Annotated in this window: 18 protein-coding genes and 1 tRNA gene; 14 read left to right on the forward strand and 5 right to left on the reverse strand. The window is 55.3% G+C overall.

Features of this window, described 5'->3' with window-relative positions; all coding sequences use genetic code 11:
- Positions 1-138 precede the first annotated feature (138 nt).
- The 3 genes from QCL51_RS03040 (at position 139) to QCL51_RS03050 (ending at position 2,180) form a co-directional block, all read left to right on the forward strand.
- Complete coding sequence (locus tag QCL51_RS03040) at positions 139-549, forward strand: pilin (protein WP_012051131.1); 411 nt, start codon at positions 139-141, stop codon at positions 547-549.
- 71 nt (positions 550-620) lie between these two features.
- Positions 621-696 (forward strand) — tRNA-Thr (locus QCL51_RS03045).
- Positions 697-857: 161 nt separating this feature from the next.
- Complete coding sequence (locus tag QCL51_RS03050; RefSeq protein WP_338444589.1) at positions 858-2,180, forward strand: integrase arm-type DNA-binding domain-containing protein; 1,323 nt, start codon at positions 858-860, stop codon at positions 2,178-2,180.
- A 600-nt stretch (positions 2,181-2,780) separates the two neighbouring features.
- Here QCL51_RS03050 and QCL51_RS03055 read toward each other — a convergent pair.
- Both QCL51_RS03055 and tnpB (QCL51_RS03060) read right to left on the reverse strand, forming a co-directional pair.
- A complete protein-coding gene (locus QCL51_RS03055; RefSeq protein ID WP_232893739.1) occupies positions 2,781-4,337 on the reverse strand; it encodes an IS66 family transposase in 1,557 nt (518 codons plus the stop codon).
- An 18-nt stretch (positions 4,338-4,355) separates the two neighbouring features.
- Entirely contained in the window at positions 4,356-4,715 is a 360-nt protein-coding gene (tnpB, locus tag QCL51_RS03060; protein ID WP_019437365.1) for an IS66 family insertion sequence element accessory protein TnpB, read from the reverse strand.
- A 730-nt stretch (positions 4,716-5,445) separates the two neighbouring features.
- Between tnpB (QCL51_RS03060) and tnpB (QCL51_RS03065) the strand changes: the two genes are divergently transcribed.
- The 4 genes from tnpB (QCL51_RS03065) to QCL51_RS03080 all read left to right on the forward strand — a co-directional run bounded on the left by tnpB (QCL51_RS03065) (position 5,446) and on the right by QCL51_RS03080 (position 9,246).
- Positions 5,446-5,805, forward strand: a complete 360-nt coding sequence (gene tnpB / locus QCL51_RS03065; protein ID WP_019437365.1) for an IS66 family insertion sequence element accessory protein TnpB — start codon at positions 5,446-5,448, stop codon at positions 5,803-5,805.
- 18 nt (positions 5,806-5,823) lie between these two features.
- A complete protein-coding gene (locus QCL51_RS03070) occupies positions 5,824-7,380 on the forward strand; it encodes an IS66 family transposase (protein WP_232893739.1) in 1,557 nt (518 codons plus the stop codon).
- A gap of 201 nt (positions 7,381-7,581) precedes the next feature.
- The gene (locus QCL51_RS03075) at positions 7,582-8,622 is read left to right on the forward strand and encodes a hypothetical protein (RefSeq protein ID WP_338444590.1); all 1,041 of its coding nucleotides are present in this window, start codon (positions 7,582-7,584) and stop codon (positions 8,620-8,622) included.
- Positions 8,623-8,631: 9 nt separating this feature from the next.
- Positions 8,632-9,246, forward strand: a complete 615-nt coding sequence (locus tag QCL51_RS03080; protein WP_338444591.1) for an NADAR family protein — start codon at positions 8,632-8,634, stop codon at positions 9,244-9,246.
- Positions 9,247-9,799: 553 nt separating this feature from the next.
- Here the strand turns inward: QCL51_RS03080 and QCL51_RS03085 are convergent.
- Entirely contained in the window at positions 9,800-10,354 is a 555-nt protein-coding gene (locus QCL51_RS03085) for a Panacea domain-containing protein (protein ID WP_338444592.1), read from the reverse strand.
- A 769-nt stretch (positions 10,355-11,123) separates the two neighbouring features.
- Here QCL51_RS03085 and QCL51_RS03090 point away from each other — a divergent pair.
- Together QCL51_RS03090 and QCL51_RS03095 are read left to right on the forward strand one after the other, a co-directional pair.
- The gene (locus tag QCL51_RS03090; protein WP_338444593.1) at positions 11,124-12,524 is read left to right on the forward strand and encodes a PAAR domain-containing protein; all 1,401 of its coding nucleotides are present in this window, start codon (positions 11,124-11,126) and stop codon (positions 12,522-12,524) included.
- Positions 12,517-12,906 (forward strand): hypothetical protein, encoded by a 390-nt coding sequence (locus QCL51_RS03095; RefSeq protein WP_338444594.1) that lies wholly within the window; start codon positions 12,517-12,519, stop codon positions 12,904-12,906. Before QCL51_RS03090 ends, QCL51_RS03095 begins: the two co-directional genes overlap by 8 nt.
- A gap of 376 nt (positions 12,907-13,282) precedes the next feature.
- Here QCL51_RS03095 and QCL51_RS03100 read toward each other — a convergent pair whose 3' ends face one another.
- Positions 13,283-13,672 (reverse strand): 4-oxalocrotonate tautomerase, encoded by a 390-nt coding sequence (locus tag QCL51_RS03100; protein WP_274101950.1) that lies wholly within the window; start codon positions 13,670-13,672, stop codon positions 13,283-13,285.
- Between the two features lie 102 nt (positions 13,673-13,774).
- On the opposite strand from QCL51_RS03100, the gene QCL51_RS03105 reads away from it, so the two are divergent.
- The 5 genes from QCL51_RS03105 to QCL51_RS03125 all read left to right on the forward strand — a co-directional run bounded on the left by QCL51_RS03105 (position 13,775) and on the right by QCL51_RS03125 (position 18,684).
- Complete coding sequence (locus QCL51_RS03105; RefSeq protein WP_274101948.1) at positions 13,775-14,617, forward strand: LysR family transcriptional regulator; 843 nt, start codon at positions 13,775-13,777, stop codon at positions 14,615-14,617.
- Positions 14,618-14,929: 312 nt separating this feature from the next.
- On the forward strand, positions 14,930-16,285 hold the full coding sequence (locus QCL51_RS03110; protein WP_274101955.1) for a HipA domain-containing protein: 1,356 nt from the start codon (positions 14,930-14,932) through the stop codon (positions 16,283-16,285).
- Positions 16,282-16,740 carry a helix-turn-helix transcriptional regulator gene (locus QCL51_RS03115; protein ID WP_021784182.1) on the forward strand — a complete coding sequence of 153 codons (459 nt, stop codon included), beginning with the start codon at positions 16,282-16,284 and terminating at the stop codon, positions 16,738-16,740. Before QCL51_RS03110 ends, QCL51_RS03115 begins: the two co-directional genes overlap by 4 nt.
- 564 nt (positions 16,741-17,304) lie before the next feature.
- Positions 17,305-17,532: a hypothetical protein gene (locus QCL51_RS03120; protein ID WP_103463290.1), complete on the forward strand. Its 228-nt coding sequence runs from the start codon at positions 17,305-17,307 to the stop codon at positions 17,530-17,532.
- A 453-nt stretch (positions 17,533-17,985) separates the two neighbouring features.
- On the forward strand, positions 17,986-18,684 hold the full coding sequence (locus tag QCL51_RS03125) for a hypothetical protein (protein WP_338444595.1): 699 nt from the start codon (positions 17,986-17,988) through the stop codon (positions 18,682-18,684).
- Positions 18,685-18,780: 96 nt separating this feature from the next.
- On the opposite strand, the gene QCL51_RS03130 is transcribed toward QCL51_RS03125, so the two are convergent.
- The gene (locus QCL51_RS03130) at positions 18,781-20,166 is read right to left on the reverse strand and encodes a gluconate:H+ symporter (RefSeq protein WP_338444596.1); all 1,386 of its coding nucleotides are present in this window, start codon (positions 20,164-20,166) and stop codon (positions 18,781-18,783) included.
- Positions 20,167-20,219: the final 53 nt, after the last annotated feature.

The raw sequence follows: 20,219 nt of genomic DNA on the forward strand, positions 1-20,219 counted from the left end.
CTCACTAGAGTAGTTCAGCGAAGATGACGCCCATGCGGGCAGGGGTGACAAAAGGTGTCTGTTCAGGCCTACTGCGCCGCTGCCGGTTGGGGCGCAACTGACCTCAATGTGTAAGCGAATCAAAAAGGAACTACGTTCATGAAAGGGCAACGCGGTATCACCCTGATCGAACTGATGATCGTCGTCGCGATCATCGGCATTCTGGCGACCATCGCCTTACCGATGTACACCAACCACCAGGCACGCTCCAAGGCCGCGGCCGGGTTGCTGGAGATCAGCGCCCTGAAGACGGCGATGGATCTGCGGCTGAATGATGGCAAGGATGTAGCAGATGTCGCCGCCCTGGGTGGCCAGCCGGCGACGGCGCATTGTGCGATCACGGCGAGCGGCAAGGCCGCGGATGGTAGCGGCAGCATTGTATGCACCCTGGTGGATGCGCCTGCCAACGCGCTGGGCAAGGCCCTGACCCTGACGCGTTCGGCCAGCGGCTGGGCGTGCACGACCGACATCGAGGAAGACCTGGCGCCCAAAGGGTGCAAGGGGGCTTGAGGGCAGGGCAATAAACCAGCGGAAACAGGGGTTTGCGTTGCGGGTGTGAGCAGTGGTACGTTGCGCTACACGCCGGTGTAGCTCAGTCGGTAGAGCAGCGCACTCGTAACGCGAAGGTCGCAGGTTCGATTCCTGTCTCCGGCACCAGTTCAGGTTCCAGCGAAGGCCACTAAAATCTCTGAAACCCCTGTAAAACCCGCCTTCTGGCGGGTTTTTTCGTTATGGCGTTCCGTCGGATTCCGACAGCTGCCAGCCGCTTTAGGGGTAACGTTTGGGATAAAGTCGATTCGATAAAGGGGTTTACCCTTATGGCTCGTACTACTGCTCCCCTGACCGACACCGCATGCCGCTCGGCCAAACCTACTGACCGCCCATACAAGCTTTTTGACGGTGACGGTCTTTACCTCCTCGTTTACCCCAATGGCCGCAAGGGCTGGCGCTTCCGGTATGTGAAACCGGATGGGCGAGAGGGGCTGACCTCGTTTGGCAACTATCCCGTCATCGGTCTCGCAGATGCTCGGCAGAAACGTCTGGAGACTAAGCGGATGCTGGCTGAGGGCATCGATCCGATTGCGTCCAAGCAACAGGCCAAGGCCGAGGCGGTTGTCAGAGGGCACACGTTCGAGCGCGTTGCCTTGGACTGGCATAAGGAAATGTCCGTGAAGTGGGCGCCTGGCCATTCGCGGACTGTGCTGAGTCGTTTGAAGACTCACGTATTCCCGCTGCTAGGCGCACGGGCCATCGTTGATCTGGATACCTTCGACCTCATGCAGCCGCTGGAAGAGATCAAGAAACGCGGCACTATCGATGTGGCGTTGAGGGTACAAAACTACCTGCAAAGCATCATGCGTGAGGCGAAGCGGCTGCGGCTGATCACGGTGAACCCTGCATATGACCTTGAGGGCTTCATCAGCGCGCCACGGGTTACGCATCGGCCTACACTTCCGCTGTCACGTCTGCCTGAGTTGATGGACCGCATCGAGAACTACAAGGGGCGCACGCTCACTCGGCTGACCGTCATGCTCTCGCTGCATGTATTTGTCCGCTCCAGCGAACTGCGCTTCGCGCGCTGGAGTGAGTTCGACCTGAAGCGGGGTATCTGGGAGATACCTGACACGCGGCCCGCGTTGGACGGCGTTCCGTATTCGACCAGAGGGACGAAGATGGCGGGCGACATCCACCTTGTCCCGCTTTCACAGCAAGCGGTGGCGTTGCTCGAACAGATTCATGCGATCACGGGGTACTTCGATCTGGTATTCACCAGTGACGCCCGCTCGTGGAAGCCAATGTCCGAGAACACGGTCAACAGCGCTTTGCGGAACATGGGCTACGACACCAAGACCGAAATCTGCGGGCATGGCTTTCGGTCCATGGCGTGCAGTGCCTTGGTCGAATCCGGGCTGTGGTCAGAGACGGCTATCGAGCGGCAGATGAGCCACAGGGAGCGCAACAATGTTCGGGCGGCGTATATCCACAAGGCCGAGTTCCTGGAGGAGCGGCGAATGATCATGAGTTGGTGGAGCCGTTACCTCGAAGCGAACCGGCAGGAGCATATCTCGCCGCATGAGTTCGCGAATCGGACGGGGGCAAACGTTTCTAGCCTAAGAGCAAGGCGTGGCGCAGTCGAGTGAGCGCACGGCTTTGAAGTTTCGATGATCCGCTTTCCATGCGGGTCCATCCAAACAGGGCTGCAAAGCCGCCCTGTTTGGATGGACCTCACCTAAAAAGATCAAAAGCACCACATCGGCCACAGGGTGCCACGGTGTTCCGCATACGCCCAGTACCATTTTCAATCGCAAAACCATGCGGTGCACATCGCTTGACCCTCTCGGATTGCGGGCGTAGAAAAGTGAGTGCAAAGGCTGTCGTTGACAGCACCCCAGGTGACCCGAGCCTTGAAGGTCACGCCACTCCTACGGTGGTTCTCCCCCCAAATGGCGATTCGCGTCCGGCAGCTCGCCCGGTCACCTCCCCGGTGATGGATGCCTACTTCAAATCATGGCCCTCGTGCACCAGACAACCCTTCTTACTTCGCTGCTCTGCAGCAACCTATCCGCTTGGCCGAATCTTGCGCCAACCTGTGCCCGTCTCTTTCTGAAAAGAGACGGGCGCTTCTAGCATTGCTGCAGCCCTCATCGCACTTGGCTTTGCGGCTACTCCACTCGTGACAATCGGCGTGACAAACGGAGTGCGATCCATGAACCCCACCTTCTAAAAGATAGGGCCTCAGCTTACCGTGGTATCTCTGGCGAGCAGTTCCATGGCAGCAAGGCTTCGTAGTCTGAGACCGACGACGCATACGGCAGGCGCTCAAGTACGTGGCGCAGCCACGTATAGGGCTCCTGGCCGTTGACCTTGGCGGTCTCGACCAAGCTGTATATCTGCGCACTTGCCGTGGCGCCCTTGGGCGTGTCACTGAACAGCCAAGCCTTGCGCCCAATGACAAACGGTTTTATCGCACGCTCTGCCAGGTTGTTGTCGATTGGCAAATGGCCCGCTTCGACATACCGTTCCAGGCGGCTCCAGTTGTTTGCCAGGTAATGCACCGCCTTGCCCAATACGCTTTGCGGCGTCACCTGGGCGTACGTCTTGTCCAGCCAGCTTTTCAGCTGACCGAGGATCGGTAAGCTTCTTTCCTGGCGACCGATGAACCGCTGTTCGTCGCTGACCTCCTTGAGGTCGCGCTCGATGTCATACAGCTTATTGATCATCGTCAGCGCCACATCGGCTCGTCCGGTCTTACCCTTGGGCTGCACCTTTTGTGCTTCGACGAACTTGCGGCGCGCGTGAACCATGCATGCCAGTCGCTCGATACCGGGCTGCAACGCCAAAGCGTTGTAACCCGCATAATCGTCGGTCATCACATAGCCGCGATAGCCTTGCAACAGACGCAATGGTACTTCCTGCGCACGGCTGGTGGTGTAGTCGAACAGCACAACTTGTCGATCAGGCGGGCCACTGGCTTGCACCCACATCCAGGATTGGCTGGTCGGGTCTCGATCCGGTTCTTTCAACACCTGGACGCGGGTCTCATCGCAATGAATCACCGGACTTTCCAGCAGCCGATCACGCATCAGATTCAACAGCGGCTGGAAGTATTTACTGCACTGGATCACCCAACGCGCCAGGGTTTGTCGTGGAACCTCGATGCCGTGGCGGGACAGCACACTTTCAAACCTGTGTAGCGGCAAGCCATCGACGTACTTGGTCGTCAGCAGCATGGCCAGCACGCTTGGGCTGGCCATGCTTTTTTCGATTAACTGGGCGGGCTTGTCAGCAGTGACAGGAGCAGTCTCGCAACCACGGCAGCCATAGATCTTGCGCACGTGTTTGAGTACGCGGATCTGCATCGGCACGATATCGAGCTGCTCGCTGGTTTCTTCGCCGATGACATGCTTACGGCAACCGCAGGCGCAGGTCAGTTCGTGTTCGGGCAACTCATGGATAACTTCGATACGTGGCAGATTAGCCGCCAGTGGCTTGCGCTTGCCACGGCGCTTGACCGGGACAACGACTTCTTCATCGGCATCATCGACTACAGCCAGCAGAGGGTCATTTTCCGCTTCATCGAACATGGCCAGTTGCGGCGTTTTGGGATCGACGGTTTGCTCGGACTTGCGGCCAAAGAAACGGTCACGCCATAACTTGATTTGCTCTTTCAGATCGTCAATTTGGACGATGTGGGCCTGATTGACTTCCTGCTCGCGCAAACGGGCAGCATAGCTCTCAAGCAATAATTGCTTGAGCAGGGCAGGATCGTCTGGGAGATTGTCGGGCACGGAAATCATGCCGCGGATTATACCGGGTCAGGCGACGTAGCGCGGAGTCAAAACCTGATGGGGACGGTTGCGCCAAAGGTCGAAACCGTCGAGCAGCCAATTGAGTTCTTGGACGGTCAGGACAATCGCTTCGTCGCTGGGCTCAGGCGACATTTTGAAGCGCTCGGCTTCCAGGCGCTTGAGCCAGAGGCAGAAGCCGTTGCGCTCCCAGTACAACACTTTGATCCGATTACGCGCCTTGTTGAGGAAGACGAAGAGCACGGGGTCGAACACGGCGACTTTGATATCCAGTTCTACCAAGGCAGTAAGGCCGTCGATGGACTTTCGAAAGTCCACAGGCTTGGGGTAGAGGTAGACTTTTTCGACTTTGCTGTCGGGGCGCATCATGCAGGGCTGGCTCCAGAAGGAAATCGGGAGCACAGCATCGGGCATCAGGTAAGCGCTTTGAATGTGGGGTTCATGGAGCACTTACAAAGAGTTCGCCATGCCAGAGCGATTCGACACAGACAGGGGTAGGCCCAGATCGCTTAACACCAAAAAGGCGCACCAGATGGCGAAGGGCTGATAACCAACTGACACTGTTTCCGTACTGTAGGTATCTAGCTCCGGCGCAACCAGGGGACGCATCAACAAGATGCTCAAATGCCTGTACGTCAGGCTCAATGCTCAGGGCCACATAGACCTGACTCATCTCCTATTCGCTTCACTTCACCCCACTTCATCCCGCCAAGAATGCTGAGTGTTATCAGGGATCAAGGCCCCTGCGACCTGTGGGGATGTCCTCTAACGCGGGACTGTCGGCTCCTTAGGACCGGGAGCAAGGGCATCTCATGATCTGGCCTCCTGAGCACCGTTCCGGTGGGCGGGTGGAGGCTGCATTGGCTGACGAGACCAGCGCCGCGAGATCCTGAGCCGGGTTAACGCAGCGATGCGATGACCGGGGCATGCCTAACTGTCAGTCAGGTGCAGTCCATTCCCTGGTCTGCGGCACCATCATCTGCATCGCTGTTGCTGGTGACATCGGCGTTTGTCGTAAGTGCTCCATGAACCCCACATTCAAAGCGCTTACCTGATGCCCGATGCTGTGCTCCCGATTTCCTTCTGGAGCCAGCCCTGCATGATGCGCCCCGACAGCAAAGTCGAAAAAGTCTACCTCTACCCCAAGCCTGTGGACTTTCGAAAGTCCATCGACGGCCTTACTGCCTTGGTAGAACTGGATATCAAAGTCGCCGTGTTCGACCCCGTGCTCTTCGTCTTCCTCAACAAGGCGCGTAATCGGATCAAAGTGTTGTACTGGGAGCGCAACGGCTTCTGCCTCTGGCTCAAGCGCCTGGAAGCCGAGCGCTTCAAAATGTCGCCTGAGCCCAGCGACGAAGCGATTGTCCTGACCGTCCAAGAACTCAATTGGCTGCTCGACGGTTTCGACCTTTGGCGCAACCGTCCCCATCAGGTTTTGACTCCGCGCTACGTCGCCTGACCCGGTATAATCCGCGGCATGATTTCCGTGCCCGACAATCTCCCAGACGATCCTGCCCTGCTCAAGCAATTATTGCTTGAGAGCTATGCTGCCCGTTTGCGCGAGCAGGAAGTCAATCAGGCCCACATCGTCCAAATTGACGATCTGAAAGAGCAAATCAAGTTATGGCGTGACCGTTTCTTTGGCCGCAAGTCCGAGCAAACCGTCGATCCCAAAACGCCGCAACTGGCCATGTTCGATGAAGCGGAAAATGACCCTCTGCTGGCTGTAGTCGATGATGCCGATGAAGAAGTCGTTGTCCCGGTCAAGCGCCGTGGCAAGCGCAAGCCACTGGCGGCTAATCTGCCACGTATCGAAGTTATCCATGAGTTGCCCGAACACGAACTGACCTGCGCCTGCGGTTGCCGTAAGCATGTCATCGGCGAAGAAACCAGCGAGCAGCTCGATATCGTGCCGATGCAGATCCGCGTACTCAAACACGTGCGCAAGATCTATGGCTGCCGTGGTTGCGAGACTGCTCCTGTCACTGCTGACAAGCCCGCCCAGTTAATCGAAAAAAGCATGGCCAGCCCAAGCGTGCTGGCCATGCTGCTGACGACCAAGTACGTCGATGGCTTGCCGCTACACAGGTTTGAAAGTGTGCTGTCCCGCCACGGCATCGAGGTTCCACGACAAACCCTGGCGCGTTGGGTGATCCAGTGCAGTAAATACTTCCAGCCGCTGTTGAATCTGATGCGTGATCGGCTGCTGGAAAGTCCGGTGATTCATTGCGATGAGACCCGCGTCCAGGTGTTGAAAGAACCGGATCGAGACCCGACCAGCCAATCCTGGATGTGGGTGCAAGCCAGTGGCCCGCCTGATCGACAAGTTGTGCTGTTCGACTACACCACCAGCCGTGCGCAGGAAGTACCATTGCGTCTGTTGCAAGGCTATCGCGGCTATGTGATGACCGACGATTATGCGGGTTACAACGCTTTGGCGTTGCAGCCCGGTATCGAGCGACTGGCATGCATGGTTCACGCGCGCCGCAAGTTCGTCGAAGCACAAAAGGTGCAGCCCAAGGGTAAGACCGGACGAGCCGATGTGGCGCTGACGATGATCAATAAGCTGTATGACATCGAGCGCGACCTCAAGGAGGTCAGCGACGAACAGCGGTTCATCGGTCGCCAGGAAAGAAGCTTACCGATCCTCGGTCAGCTGAAAAGCTGGCTGGACAAGACGTACGCCCAGGTGACGCCGCAAAGCGTATTGGGCAAGGCGGTGCATTACCTGGCAAACAACTGGAGCCGCCTGGAACGGTATGTCGAAGCGGGCCATTTGCCAATCGACAACAACCTGGCAGAGCGTGCGATAAAACCGTTTGTCATTGGGCGCAAGGCTTGGCTGTTCAGTGACACGCCCAAGGGCGCCACGGCAAGTGCGCAGATATACAGCTTGGTCGAGACCGCCAAGGTCAACGGCCAGGAGCCCTATACGTGGCTGCGCCACGTACTTGAGCGCCTGCCGTATGCGTCGTCGGTCTCAGACTACGAAGCCTTGCTGCCATGGAACTGCTCGCCAGAGATACCACGGTAAGCTGAGGCCCTATCTTTTAGAAGGTGGGGTTCATGGATCGCACTCAACTCTTTCGTCAAAAGGGATAGCAGTAGGAGAATTCAGACTCCATAGGATTTGGCGGAGTTTCATAGCTTTCATACTGAGCCAGAGGTGGAGGGGCTTCACTCCATCTCAGAATGATGGCAATCTGACTCTACCTACAGGGAGGAGGACTGCCGTATGTCTACACACAATGAGCTTGTTCAGGAGCTTTTGGGCATTATTTCTGATTATAGGTCAGGCGGAATGACTCAAAAATTAGATTCACAGCACATTGAAAAATGGATTGGGCAATTCACTCAAGACAAGCAACTGGCTATTTTGTCTGAGGTTGTTCATATTTTCAAGAAAACATATATATCAAAGAAGTCTATAATTCAGGCGCTTCAGAGCGTCAGCAGCTATAAGCCATTTGTTGGTGATACTCCAAGAAATCACTGGAGTATTGCAACGATTTTAGATATTCAAAAGGGCGGGAATAGTCAACACGAATTTTCCCAGCTGATGGCGCAAGTGGTTAAAGAAAAGTATGAAATTGAAGTGTCCATAAATAAAATGGATAGCAGTTGCTTCTATTATATTGATGATAATTTGTGTTCAGGAAGCAGGATTATTCAGGACTTAACTGCCTGGATCGTTGAAGATGCTCCTAACAAGTGTAAGTTGAATTTGTTCTTCGTTGTGTTGCACCGGTATGGTCAATGGCGAGTGAAAAACAAATTGGAAGAAAAAATTGCTGAAAGCGGGAAAAATATAACATTGGAATGGGCGCGGTGCGTCGAGCCTGAAGACAGAAAAACCTACATTGACAAATCTGATGTATTACGTCCGGTTTCAGCACCTGACAACGAATCTGTCAAAGATTACATTGATTCAATGGGTTATAAGCCAGTTTTTCGAAGCCCAGGAGGAAAAGGTAGTCTAGACATATTTTCGTCTGAAGAAGCTCGTCATTTGTTAGAGCAAGAGTTTCTTATTAAAGGTGTGGAGATTCGAAACAAATGTAAACACCTAAAGGATCAACACCGACCGCTAGGTTACAGTGGTCTTGAAACGCTAGGGTTTGGTTCAATGATCGTGACCTATCGCAACTGCCCTAATAATGCGCCTCTCGTGCTGTGGGTTGGTGATCCTTGGTATCCTTTGCTACCACGAGCCACCAATAATGATGCTAAGATATTCAGGGCATTTGAGAGTCTCGAGAGTCTCGAGAGTCTTTGAGGGTAAAGCATGAGGAAAGTGGCTATTCGCACGTATGAGCCAAAAAGTAGTCTCGTTTTTTTGAAGACTAAAGAGGCTTATGGTGGATTGTCAAATATGGCTGGTGGATTTCCGATTGAGGTCAATGATATTGTTTTTTTGACTTCTGAGGCCCTTTACCAATCATGTCGCTTTCCTCATCACCCAGACTTGCAGAAAATGATTGTTTCACAGACAAGCCCCATGACTGCAAAAATGAAAGTAAAGCCAGTACTTGATTGCTCTCGGGAGGACTGGTTAAAGGTTCGTGTTCGAATTATGCGTTGGTGTATCACCTGCAAACTTGTGCAAAACTGGACTAAGTTCTCGGATTTACTTTTGAGTACGGGCGATTTGCCGATTGTAGAACAATCGCGAAAAGACCGCTTTTGGGGCGCGACACCAATGGATGGTAAGCTAGTCGGCGCCAATGTTCTTGGTAGACTACTTATGGAATTGCGTGAGGGTATTAGGAGTGGGTCAAAGCTTGTCGAGGTTCATCCACCTCTGCCAGAAATAGAGAACTTTCTGTTGTTTGGTGAGAATATTGGCTGCGTGAGCTTTCGCGATAATATAGAGCCATATCAGTTTGACTCGCTGATTTGATTTTCTACACTTGCAAATTAATTGCGCGTAGTTATGAGACGTTCCATCGGCAACATCGGACAAAGCGTCAGTTTTGGTAGGCGGAGGTGCTGTTTGTCTAAGATCTTTTACGAATTTTCATGGTTAAGAGGTGGCTTCAGCTGGAGCCAAGCTGCCCTCGATTATAGATTCTTGCGAAGTGCTTATGTCATCTGAGCCTTTAGCGCAAAATTGTACATCTCGAGTGAACGAGTTTCCAAGGTGACCGATTCTGAAAACACCGCCCGTAGCTAAACCTTGCGTTAGGTGATTTTCACTAAGCTCATAAAATTCACTCAGGCAAATCCATGTGTTCTTCTGAAAACAAGTAGAGTTCGCAGGGAAAAAGAAAGCAGCAAACCTGTTTGCGCTTTGACAACCGAAATCATTTCGATAGTGATGACCTTGAGAAGTAGTTTTTGCAACCAGCACTACTCCATTGTTCAAGTTGCCGAGTACAACCAAGAACTTATCTTTGGTTGATCCGTCAGCGAACACAAAATCTTTATGGAGGTAGATGGTCCCAGGGGTCACATTATTTCCTTAGGGTTGCGACCATTTCTGCTCGATCAGCGGCGAGCCCCATAACTGCGTCTTCTTCCTGACTGCGTACTGCCATTCGGTACGGGATGCTCGCTTGCTTCCGTCCCTCTACTTCATAAATTTGATGCCATGGCAGATTTTCTAGATGAGTTTCTTCAACCATTTGTTCTGCATCGGCATTTTTGAACTGATCTGCCAGATTGTGCAGGATGCGAAGCTCGCGCTTTGAGAAGTGCGATGGATCGAATTTGCTCAAGGCGTCAACTCGAAGCATCTGGCCTCTGGCAGTAGAAGTAAACTCGAAGGAGCAGTTCCCTTCCCAGTCCTGATCAGGGCGCTTGAGCTCCTCGAAGAGCTCGGTGGGAACCGGGCCCATTGGCCAAGCAAAATACTCGAGCCCTGTGACCGGCCTTCCGGTATCACGGAAATGGGTAAAATCTAGGAAATACAAGAGCTTGAAAAGCTTTGTTTTTCCCAGTTTTCGGGTGTTTTGAGCAAAAAACTTGACTGCTTCGATAAGTTTTTCGCGTTCGTGGTCGATTAGCATGGGTGTAATGATAGCTCACACCTGTCTCAAAGCTCCAGTGCCTGGCAGTAGGCAGCTGCCGCGCTTGATTACGAAATAGTTAGGGCGGCACACCAAGAGCTCCGCGTTATGCAGTTTGGTCTCGTGCAAAATACGAGGCACGTCTTGAGATAATTTTTGAGATAAAAATCAGCATTTCATCTTGGAATTTTCTTTAAATTCATGAGCTTATGCGCCAATACGATTCCTGTCTCCGGCACCAGAGTCAGTTGGCCTATGGCGATTTATCGCTACCTGGCACCAATAGAAGCCCGCCTTGTGCGGGCTTTTTTGTTCCCGATTTTTTCCCATGGATCTGCGTTTTTTTGACTTTTTGGTTCGCAGTTTTCCACTTAGGGTTGGACGTATTTTTAGATATTGGTTAGCTATCGATCAGGTTTTGGCCAGTGTTTACGGGGTGAGAACCGAAATTTTTCTAGATAATGATTTTCCCGTTTAGGGATAATTTTGAGATGCCCCAGTTTTCTCACCACGACCTGCAAGCTACTGACCCCGTCCTTTGACTCGCCGCTGGTTGACGTTCTGGCCGAACTCGAATTTCTGCGCAGGCTGAGGCTGGAAGGGGACGACGGCTTTTTTCAGACAGAGTCTAGTTCTCAAACCGCTAGGTCGTGCCTAGTCCTAAATCCGCGTTGCTCGTAGGAATCGTCTCTTTAGCTGCTCGAGGCCTCATTTGCCCCTTGCTAGCTGTTAGGTTCTTTCGCTCCTACAGTTCGCAAGGGACTCTGAAATGCGCGTCAGTCTGGATGGGCTTGGCCAAGCAGTAGACGGTGATGTAACCACCACAGGTGCGATTTGCATCGCCACCGGGGAAGGTTACCTCGACGAGGGACGAATGGTCCTGAGGATGGGGGATCCCACCACACCTTGTCCACTTTGCGGGCTGGAAGGAAAGGTCGTCGAAGGGGTGTGGCACTTCATCTCGGATGGCCAGCCAGTCGCGATGGATGGCGCGTTAGTTGATTGCGGTTGCCCAGAGGGTAGCAACCGGGTGGTGGCGCCTTTAGGGGAAATGCCCCCGCCGCGGCTGCCGGTTGCCGTACGCACTAGCCTCAAACCCGCTGGCCCTGGGAGCTCTAGCGCTTTGGCAGGGGCTTCGCACGCCATGGTTGGCGGATTGCCTGGGCAGATGCAGCCGGGATTCTATGTGGTGCCCCGGAGCATGTCGTTCCCGCAGATTCTGTTGGAACTGGCTAGCCATGATTCGACCTTGCCCATTTCGTACCTGCAACGCCTGAACCCGACTTTCGAGCAGGGGTTCAAGGCAGGGGAAATCTTCGTCATCGGCGATCCGGATAACGGTTATGCCTGCACCCAGGAGGAGGGCCAACTCATGGCGGCCGCCGAGCGCGCGCGACGTTCCTTGGCTGTACTCGATTTTGCCGAGTCAGATTTCATGATGGAGTATCAGGCTGAAATTGCCGGACTGCTTAGTGACGCCAGTCTCTCCATGGGTGTGGGTAAGGACATGATGGACCACGGCCTCCGGCAGCTTCGCAGCACACTTGGCAACATCGAGCGTTTGCATCAGCAAGAATTTCTGCGCCATGGCCATCTGAATAGTCCATCGTTCTTCGCCAAACGACGGCTGTTATTGGAACAGCTAGATGGTCAGCTGAAGGCGACTTTTCTAAATAAACATCTGAATCTAGGGGCCTACGAGCGGCTGAAGAAAAGCTTGAATATCTCGACCAAGAGCCTTGTGCATCATTGGTCGAAAGCCGGTGGGCCAGGGCAGATTCCTGGGTACGCCACATACTTGGACAAAGTGGCGAAGCTTAGTAAGTACCTTCGGTATGGTGGGCATGTCGGAATTGGCTTAGGTGGTACATCTTCCTATCTGAAAGTCCAAGAGGCCTGCCGTGCAGGGGAAACCGAAGGCTGCAAAAAAATTCGTTTGTCTGAGGCAGGTGCTTTCGCTGGGGGGCTGGCGGGAGGGATAGTGGGTGGCAAGATTGCTGGGATCACTGCGCTCGCTGTATGTGGGGTGTTCTCTGCTGGTACCGCGGGTTTCGGGGCGCCGGTATGTGGCATTGCGCTGGTCGGGGGAGGGGCTTTTGCTGGGAGCATCGCCGGTGCGGAGGGCGGTGAGCAAATGGGCGAGCTGATCTACGAATCACATTATGACTGAGTTCGAGAGTTGGCCCGTGTGGCTGAAGTGGATAATGCTGGCGTGTCCGTTCGTGATCGCGTTGGCCGGTTGTGCGGTCAGTGCATTCATCGCGGGTACAAGAAATTTCACGGTTGCAACCTCGGCTATCCAAAGTCATCCCGGCCTGGAGCAAATGAAACTGTTTTTGGGCACGCGGCGCTTTGGCGCTCGGTGGCTGCTTATAACGTTTCTTTGTGGAATACTCATTTGGCCTGGCGTACATATGCGCCGAGGGCATCTGGACATCGAAGAACTAGAAAACTTCCCTGCAAAACTTAAGTTGGTTCTACAGGTATCCACGTGGCTGACGGCCTTTGGCTTCGCTTGGATGTGGGTGACCTATGGATTCATCAAGGCGTGAACGTTGATGCCACGGCGGTCGTAGCTCTCACTGGATCCTTCGCAAGTCCCGATTCGATTCCACTGAAAGCCATAAGTAGCTGATTTTTTTATAGATACCCTATGAGGTACGTCTATAAATCCACCAAATTCCAGCCCCGTGAAAACCGGGCCCTGACGCCCAACAACCGTCCGTCTGTCTCCGCACCAGACATCAAGGCTTGCAGCGATGCAGGCCTTTTTTGTATCTCGAACCGCCACACCCGCCCGATCCAACGTGAAGTGAGCCTCTCAAAGTCAGCCCTCCCTCTGTGGGAGATTGTGTCCTGCGAACACGGGCGCAGCCCGTGCCATCCACACCCACTCCAGCCCCAAGCATCCATCCCCTGCTGCCTTTCTCAACCCCAGAGCTTCGCAGCCTGCGGCACCCCGCCATAACCATAGGCCGTAGCACGCACCTCGATGAGGTGAACATTCGAATGCGGGTGCACATTCCCTATGCGCTGCGAAAGCAAATCATACGACTCACGCTGATAACGCCGTTTCTGCTCCACTGTCGTCGTCTCGTCGGTGATCGTGACCTCCAGGCGAAAGCTATTTCGCCCCAAGCTCTCAAGCGATTCACTGTCGATGAACCACAACCCAGGATCGATGAACCGAACGATCACCATCGTTTGCGATGGCAGCTTGTCCAGAACACGAGCAGTCAGTTCCGTCAGCTCATGACTGAGGCGCGACGCCAGCGCAGCATCTGGCGCGCCGGATAAGGTCAAGGTGATACCAGGCATTTGGGTGATCCTCGTAAGTGATTTACCTGTAACTTAGCCTTTGAACACGATCCCAAAAAGCGGGAATATCAGGCCTCATCTTCCTGTTTATCCGGAACTTGCATGTACCACTTCGACCTTGCCCAGCTCCACGTCTACTTGGCGGTCTGCGATGCTGGCAGCATCTCTGCTGCCGCGCCTGGCCTGTTTCGCTCAACCTCCGCTATCAGCGAACAGCTGCGTAAGCTGGAAGACGCCATCGGCGTCGACTTGCTCATCCGAGGCAAGCAAGGCGTTCGCCCAACCCCGGCAGGTGAACGTCTTGTACGCCACACCAGGCAGCTCCTCACCCTGGGCGAGCGGGCGCTGTCCGATGTCCGAGGCGAACAGTTCGAAGGGGAGATACGCCTGGCGATCACCGATTACTTCCGCCCCGACGACATTGCTGGCCTGCTGAAAAAATTACGTGAATGGCACCCACGGCTTCGACTTCATGTGGTGATGAAAAAGAGCCTGGAAATGGATCAGGCAAGTGACTACCTGGATATCGGCTTGGCCATGTGTTTTAACGAACGCTTGCCCACAGCCAACACCTTCGAGGTGAGGCAGGAGCCCCTGCAGTGGGTTGCCGCTGCAGGCTGGGTTGCAGAGCCTGGGCAGCCGCTGCCACTGCTCGCGATCAGCGGATGTGGATTGTCGGACTACAGTTGCCAGATATTGGAACGCGCCCATGTCGAATACGAGATCGTTTACTCGACCTCAGGTGTGGCGGGGTTGCAATCAGCATTGAGGGCAGGGCTTGGCATTGCGTGCCTTAATGCGAGTGCCATACCGGACGGCGTGGAGCCCTACAGGACTGGACTGCCGGCGCTGGCGCAGGCCAGGTTCTTGCTGCTTCCACCGCGCAAGGGGGAATCTGAGCTGGTAGAAAATGTGCGGCGATTGTTGCAGGGTTATCTCGCATAGGGTTGGGGACAAGGCGTTCATGGTGTCAGGCTAAAGGACATAGATTTGGGCCTTTGTCCCGTGGGTATCCAGGTTGCCTTCTGCTCGAAGTGCGGCATCGAAGCCCGTGCCATCCATCACCTGACCCAGCGCAAATAAACAGGGTCCTATCACTCATAGGCCGAACCCCAGGCAGTTCCTGCTTCCCAGGTGCAGCAACTACCTCTAGCCCCCTCTCGCGCGCTGTGAATGCATAATCGGTAGTGTTGTGCCGGTTTTCCAGCGATTAAGCTTTTAATCAGCAAAATATTGCCGATTCCTGCCATGCACACTATGATAATCAGCATTAAAGTACTGATTAATGGTGTCGCGATGCCGCTCAGACTCACGATCCAGGCTTTCTCCGATGGTGCATGGCGCGATGCAGCGACACTCACGGTTGAGAACCCCGAGCGTGTTGCTGATGGAAGATGCCTTGTCGCCTACGACGGCGACTACATCATCGCGAACGTTGATCGCATGGAGGATCGTTGCGAACTCGCCCTAAGCGTTAACCTTCCGTTGAACTGGGACCACCATGACGTCAAAGGGTATCCAGCATTCCTCTACGACATCATTCCCTCTGGTGCTGCCAAGGACTCTCTTGAATCCCGCTATGGGCGTCTTAAGCCCGAAGGTGTGGAAATGGGGCTGTACCTTCTGGAACGCTTCACGCCGGCGCCTATTGGGCACCTGCGCATCAAGGAATCGGTGGAAGGCCTTCAGCCGGACCGGAACGAGGCTTTCGCGCGTGCTGAGGTCGTGGACAGGACGAATGAATTTCTTGAGTACGCCTATGAAACCGGCGCGGCGTTGGGCGGTGCTACCGGTGCCAACGGGCAAGCCCCCAAGCTGGTCATGACCGAAGCCCACAGCGGTGCTCTGTACGCTGATGCGATGCTCCCCGATGACCAGGCGTGCCGTCACTGGCTGATTAAGTTCGCGCGTAATCGAGGCGGCGAGCGCGACCAAGACATCCTGCGAACAGAGTTTCATTACTACAAGGCGGTTGCTGCCCTCGGCCTTGATACGGTTCCCACTGATGGTTTGGCGCTTGAAGAGGCAGTGAAGCCAAGCCTCTGGATGCCACGATTTGATCGCCGAGTAGTGGATGGCGTGGTGGAGCGGATACCGCTGGAGTCGGTGTACTCGATCTGCGGTATTACCGGCTACGCGCACCCGATGGCGCATGCCGAAGTTGTTCACCGCCTGGTAGGTCTATGGATCGATAACGGCCAGCAGGATGAGGTGGACGACCTGGTGTTCGAGTACGTGCGGCGCGATCTGCTGAACCGCATTCTAGGGAACACCGATAATCACGGCCGCAACACTTCCATCATGCGTGTGGGTGGGAGGTTTCGTTTGGCGCCAATCTATGACCTCGCGCCAATGATCCTGGATGAAGAGGGCATCACACGGACGACGAAGTGGGCGGCGGAGCGCAAGGGGTCTTCCAATTGGCGCGATAACTGCGCTGAGCTGGTTGGTTACACCGATCCCGATGTCCTGCTGCAACGGTTGATGCATGCGGCTGAGGCATTTAGGGCGTTGCCCGATCTGCTGACCGATGCGCCCGAATCGATGCGCAATGCAGCCTCTCTACCCGTGAATGACCTGGACAAGCGACTCGTGGAGTGGGGACTGCGATGAAAAAACTACAGCCTGAAGAGCGCGCCCAGCTCGTAGAGGATATCGTCAAGCGCAACGCGGCGGGGCTCGATCCAATTGGCACGTCCATCCGCCGTCTACGGCTCGAAGTCACCGGGCTTGACCAAGAGACCTTCGCGGCCATGTGCAAGATGTCCACGAAAAGCCTGTACGAACTGGAAAGCGGGAAGTCGAACCCGAAGCTCAGCACTTTGGAGGCCGTGCTTCGGCTTTTTGGCGTGCGGATGGGTATGGTGATGACAGCCAAAGATCAGCCCACTGCAACGCTCGTCGGCCAGACGAAGCCTGGTGGGCCAATGGCGGTGGGCGCGCCGCTGGCCAGTTCCGGGGTGGTGGCCGGACCCAAACGCGGGAAAAGCCCTGCGGCAGCCAAAGCGAAGAAGACAGTGTCGAGGCCGGCATCGCCACGGGCACGGAAAAGCAGTCAGGAACAGTGAGATTGATGTGGGATGCAAATAAAGTCTCATCCCATGTTCCTATAAGGATTTGTCCCCGACGCGAAGTTCGGTGCTGAAACTTCGCGTTCGTTTATAAGCAATAACAGCTGCTTCGGCGCCGTTCGTACATTATTAAGAGACGTTTCCTACAACTTCCATACTTGCCCCGCCAAGCAATGTGAGGCTAAATCTCTGCGTCACGGTAAATCCCGTGACCGGGCGTAGGAACCCGTTGGTAAACTTGGCGCATGCACTAGGCGCCCCTGCACCACAGCTGGCGCTTTTTTTGTGTCTGCCGTGCTGTGTCATGGCGGCTGTGTGTGGGCAGGCTTCGGCCTGGCCGGGTTTCCAAGTTTCCCGGTATTCCTACCCTGCACACAGCTGCCACCCAATCCCGTAGGAAGGATCGTGGCAGCTCCAACTAAAACTTGGAGCCTCATGCATGCTTACCTCAAGTCCAAGCAGGACCCTCGCATTCGTTCTCCACCGTTGTTCTTCAACGGCCATCAGCTACCTTGCCGTCAGCCAATCCCGCTCCGTCCCCGGTCATTCGGAGGTGCGGCCATGACTGACCAAGAACGCCTCTCCACCATCCAAAGCTACGCCTGGACCCTCGAACTGCTAGGCGAAGCCCTGGTCCAGCACGACGAAATGCTGGAATGCGAACACAACCCACGACTGAGCTTTCGCAATACGGCTGGGATTCACCAAGCGATTCGGATCATCAGCCGGTTGGCCAGTGAGCAGTGTGGGAAGGTGTTGGAACGCGGTGGTCAGGAGTTGGAGGGTTAGGCGATGAGGTTGATTAGGCCAGGTATCGCAGGTTGCGCCTGGCTTAGTCTGTTGAAGGCCGCTGATGGACTGTTGCAGTCATGTCGGGGTATGGGGCTGCTGCGCAGCCCTTCGCAGGCAAGCCAGCTCCTACACGGATCGCATTCATCTTGGGAAGTGTATGTGACCTGTGGTAAGCCGTTTTCCTACGGCGCAGGCGCTTTTTTGTGTGCACGCGATGTTGCGTTATGGCGGAGGTCCCGGTCGGCCAATCCGATGTGGATGCATGAACGGCTGCTTTACGGCTCTTGGCCATGCAACACAAAAGCAGCCCCTTCTGCGGGATGGTAGCAACTGCCTCAAGTTGAGTAGAACGCTCGCGCCTCTGTAGTGCATGGTAATCAGGCAAAGCGCATTTAAAGCGCTTTGCCCTGACCATTTGCCTGGCCATGTGCCAACTACCGAGGGTTCTGCATGGATCAAAACAGAGACAGCCTGAAAACCACCAACCCTATCGCCGGGCTGCCGGGCGCAGTGTTCGAAAAAGCGTGGGAAGTACGCTGGGCATTGAAGCTGGCCTATGTAGGCCTGTTCATCGATATCGCGCTCATGCACTCACTGGGTACAACTTTGCTGGGTTTCTCGGGGGACATGGCGATCGTCTGGGAAAATGTCGGTCGTATATTCGTGGGCATCATGGTCTTCTGCCTGGTGGTGTCGGTGGTAATCCCGGTGCTGGCGCGTGTGGCGGCGATCATGGGCAGCTTCGTTCCGTGGTATCGGCTTCAGGGCCCGCGAGATTATTCGCTGTTTCCCAACTACGTGACCTTCAGTGCACTGCGAGAGCACAGCCTTCGTGAAGGCAACGAATTCCTCTACAACTATTGGAAACGCTTGACCATGCAGCGCGAGGAGTGGCGGCAACAGCGCTTCCAAACCGGGGTACTGGTGTTCGGCCTGGTGCTGATGGTAATTGCAAATGCTGGGGTGAGTGCTCATTTCCAACTGCCCGGGTTGATGGCTTATTTCACCTTTTGGTTTGGCTGGAAGGGCTATGCGCTACTGAACATCGTCACCCTGTACCTGCTGCACTGGGCGTGGTGGTCATCGGATGAGATCGGCCAGATCTACTATCCACCCTTGGCCGAGAAGCTGAACAAAACCCAGTACTGACCTCGGCGTGAACCTGCTTTGCAGCCCATCGCGACCCAAGGTCCGCACCGTCCGTGCAGACCTTGGAATGATCTCGGGCAGTTGTTGCAAGCCGGTTCAGCTCGCAGCAATCGCCGTATTTAGCAGCAGCACCACGATCAAGCCAACCACCGCCACAATGGACTGCACCACCGAAATGGTCTTGGTGGCTTCGCCCATGGTCATGCCAAAGGATTCTTTCACCATCCAGAAGCCTGCATGGTTCGCATAGTTGAAAAACAGCGAACCGCAGCCGATGGACAAGGCCAGCAAAGGCAGGTTGAGGCTGGGGTCTGCACCTGCCAGCGGTGCGAGCAAGCCGGCAGCCCCTACGATACCGACCGTGGCGGAACCGGTAGACACCGAGAGCAACATCGCGATCAGCCACCCCAGAATCAGGGGAGGGAAGGCAGATTGCTGGGTCAGGTGCACAATGGCATCGCCTACCTTGGCGCTGGTCAGCATCTCCTGGAAGGCACCGCCACCGGCAATGATCATGATGATCGAGGCAATTGGCTTGAGGCTTTTGCCCAGTGCATCGCGCAGCTGTTCGGCGTCGCCGCCGCGCGCAAGCACTAGGCTGGCGCCAGCGAACAGCACGCCCAGCAGCATGGCGATCAGCGGGTTGCCCAGGAAGCTGGCCAGTTCCAGCAGTGCATTGCCTTTGGGCAGCAGCATCTCGGCGACGGCATGCACCAGCATCAGGATGGCCGGCAGCAATGCGGCCAGCATGCCGACCATTACCCCGGGGCGGGGTTGGCCATCGGCTTTTTCAGCCAGTGTGAACTGGTCCAGCAATGCCTGATCGGGCCGCGTGTTCATGCGCGGTGAAATGAACATGCCGTACAGCGGGCCCCCCAGGATCATTGCCGGAATGGCGGCAAGGAAGCCATACAGCATGGTGGGCCCGACCGAGGTCTTGAGCACGGCGATGGCGGTCAGTGGGCCTGGGTGCGGCGGTACCATGCCGTGCATGGCGGCAAGCGCCGAAATGACCGGCACACCTACATACACATACGCCGAGCCTTTGAAGCGCGCCTTGCTTTCCAGTTTGCGCGCCACGCTGAATATCAGCGGCAGCATGATCACCAGGCCGACTTCGAAAAACATGGGGATGCCAATGACAAAGGCAACCAGCATCATGGCCCAAGGGATCATGCGGTCGGAGGTGCGCTTGAGGATGACATCCGCGACCTGTTCCGTGACGCCAGCGTCAGCCAGGATCTTGCCGAGCATCGCACCCAGCGCAATCACCACCCCCACTGCGCCCAGTGTCTTGCCGGCGCCGGTGAGCAGATGGGCGACGATGCTGCCTGGCGCCATATGCGTCGCGAAGCCCACGCCAATGGACACCACCAGCAAGGCCAGCAGCGGGTGCATTTTCAGGCGCGAAACGATGAGCGCCACCAGCACCAGAACACTGGCCAGTGCCGTCAGTAATAGCTGTATATCTAAGGGGGTCATTCAAGGAGTCTCGGTTGGGCTGGCGCTCGGGCTGCACTCAGGGTTTGAAGGCA

Origin of the sequence: Pseudomonas sp. LTR0 (assembly GCF_036630035.1) — a bacterium.
Taxonomy (GTDB): domain Bacteria; phylum Pseudomonadota; class Gammaproteobacteria; order Pseudomonadales; family Pseudomonadaceae; genus Aquipseudomonas; species Aquipseudomonas putida_Y.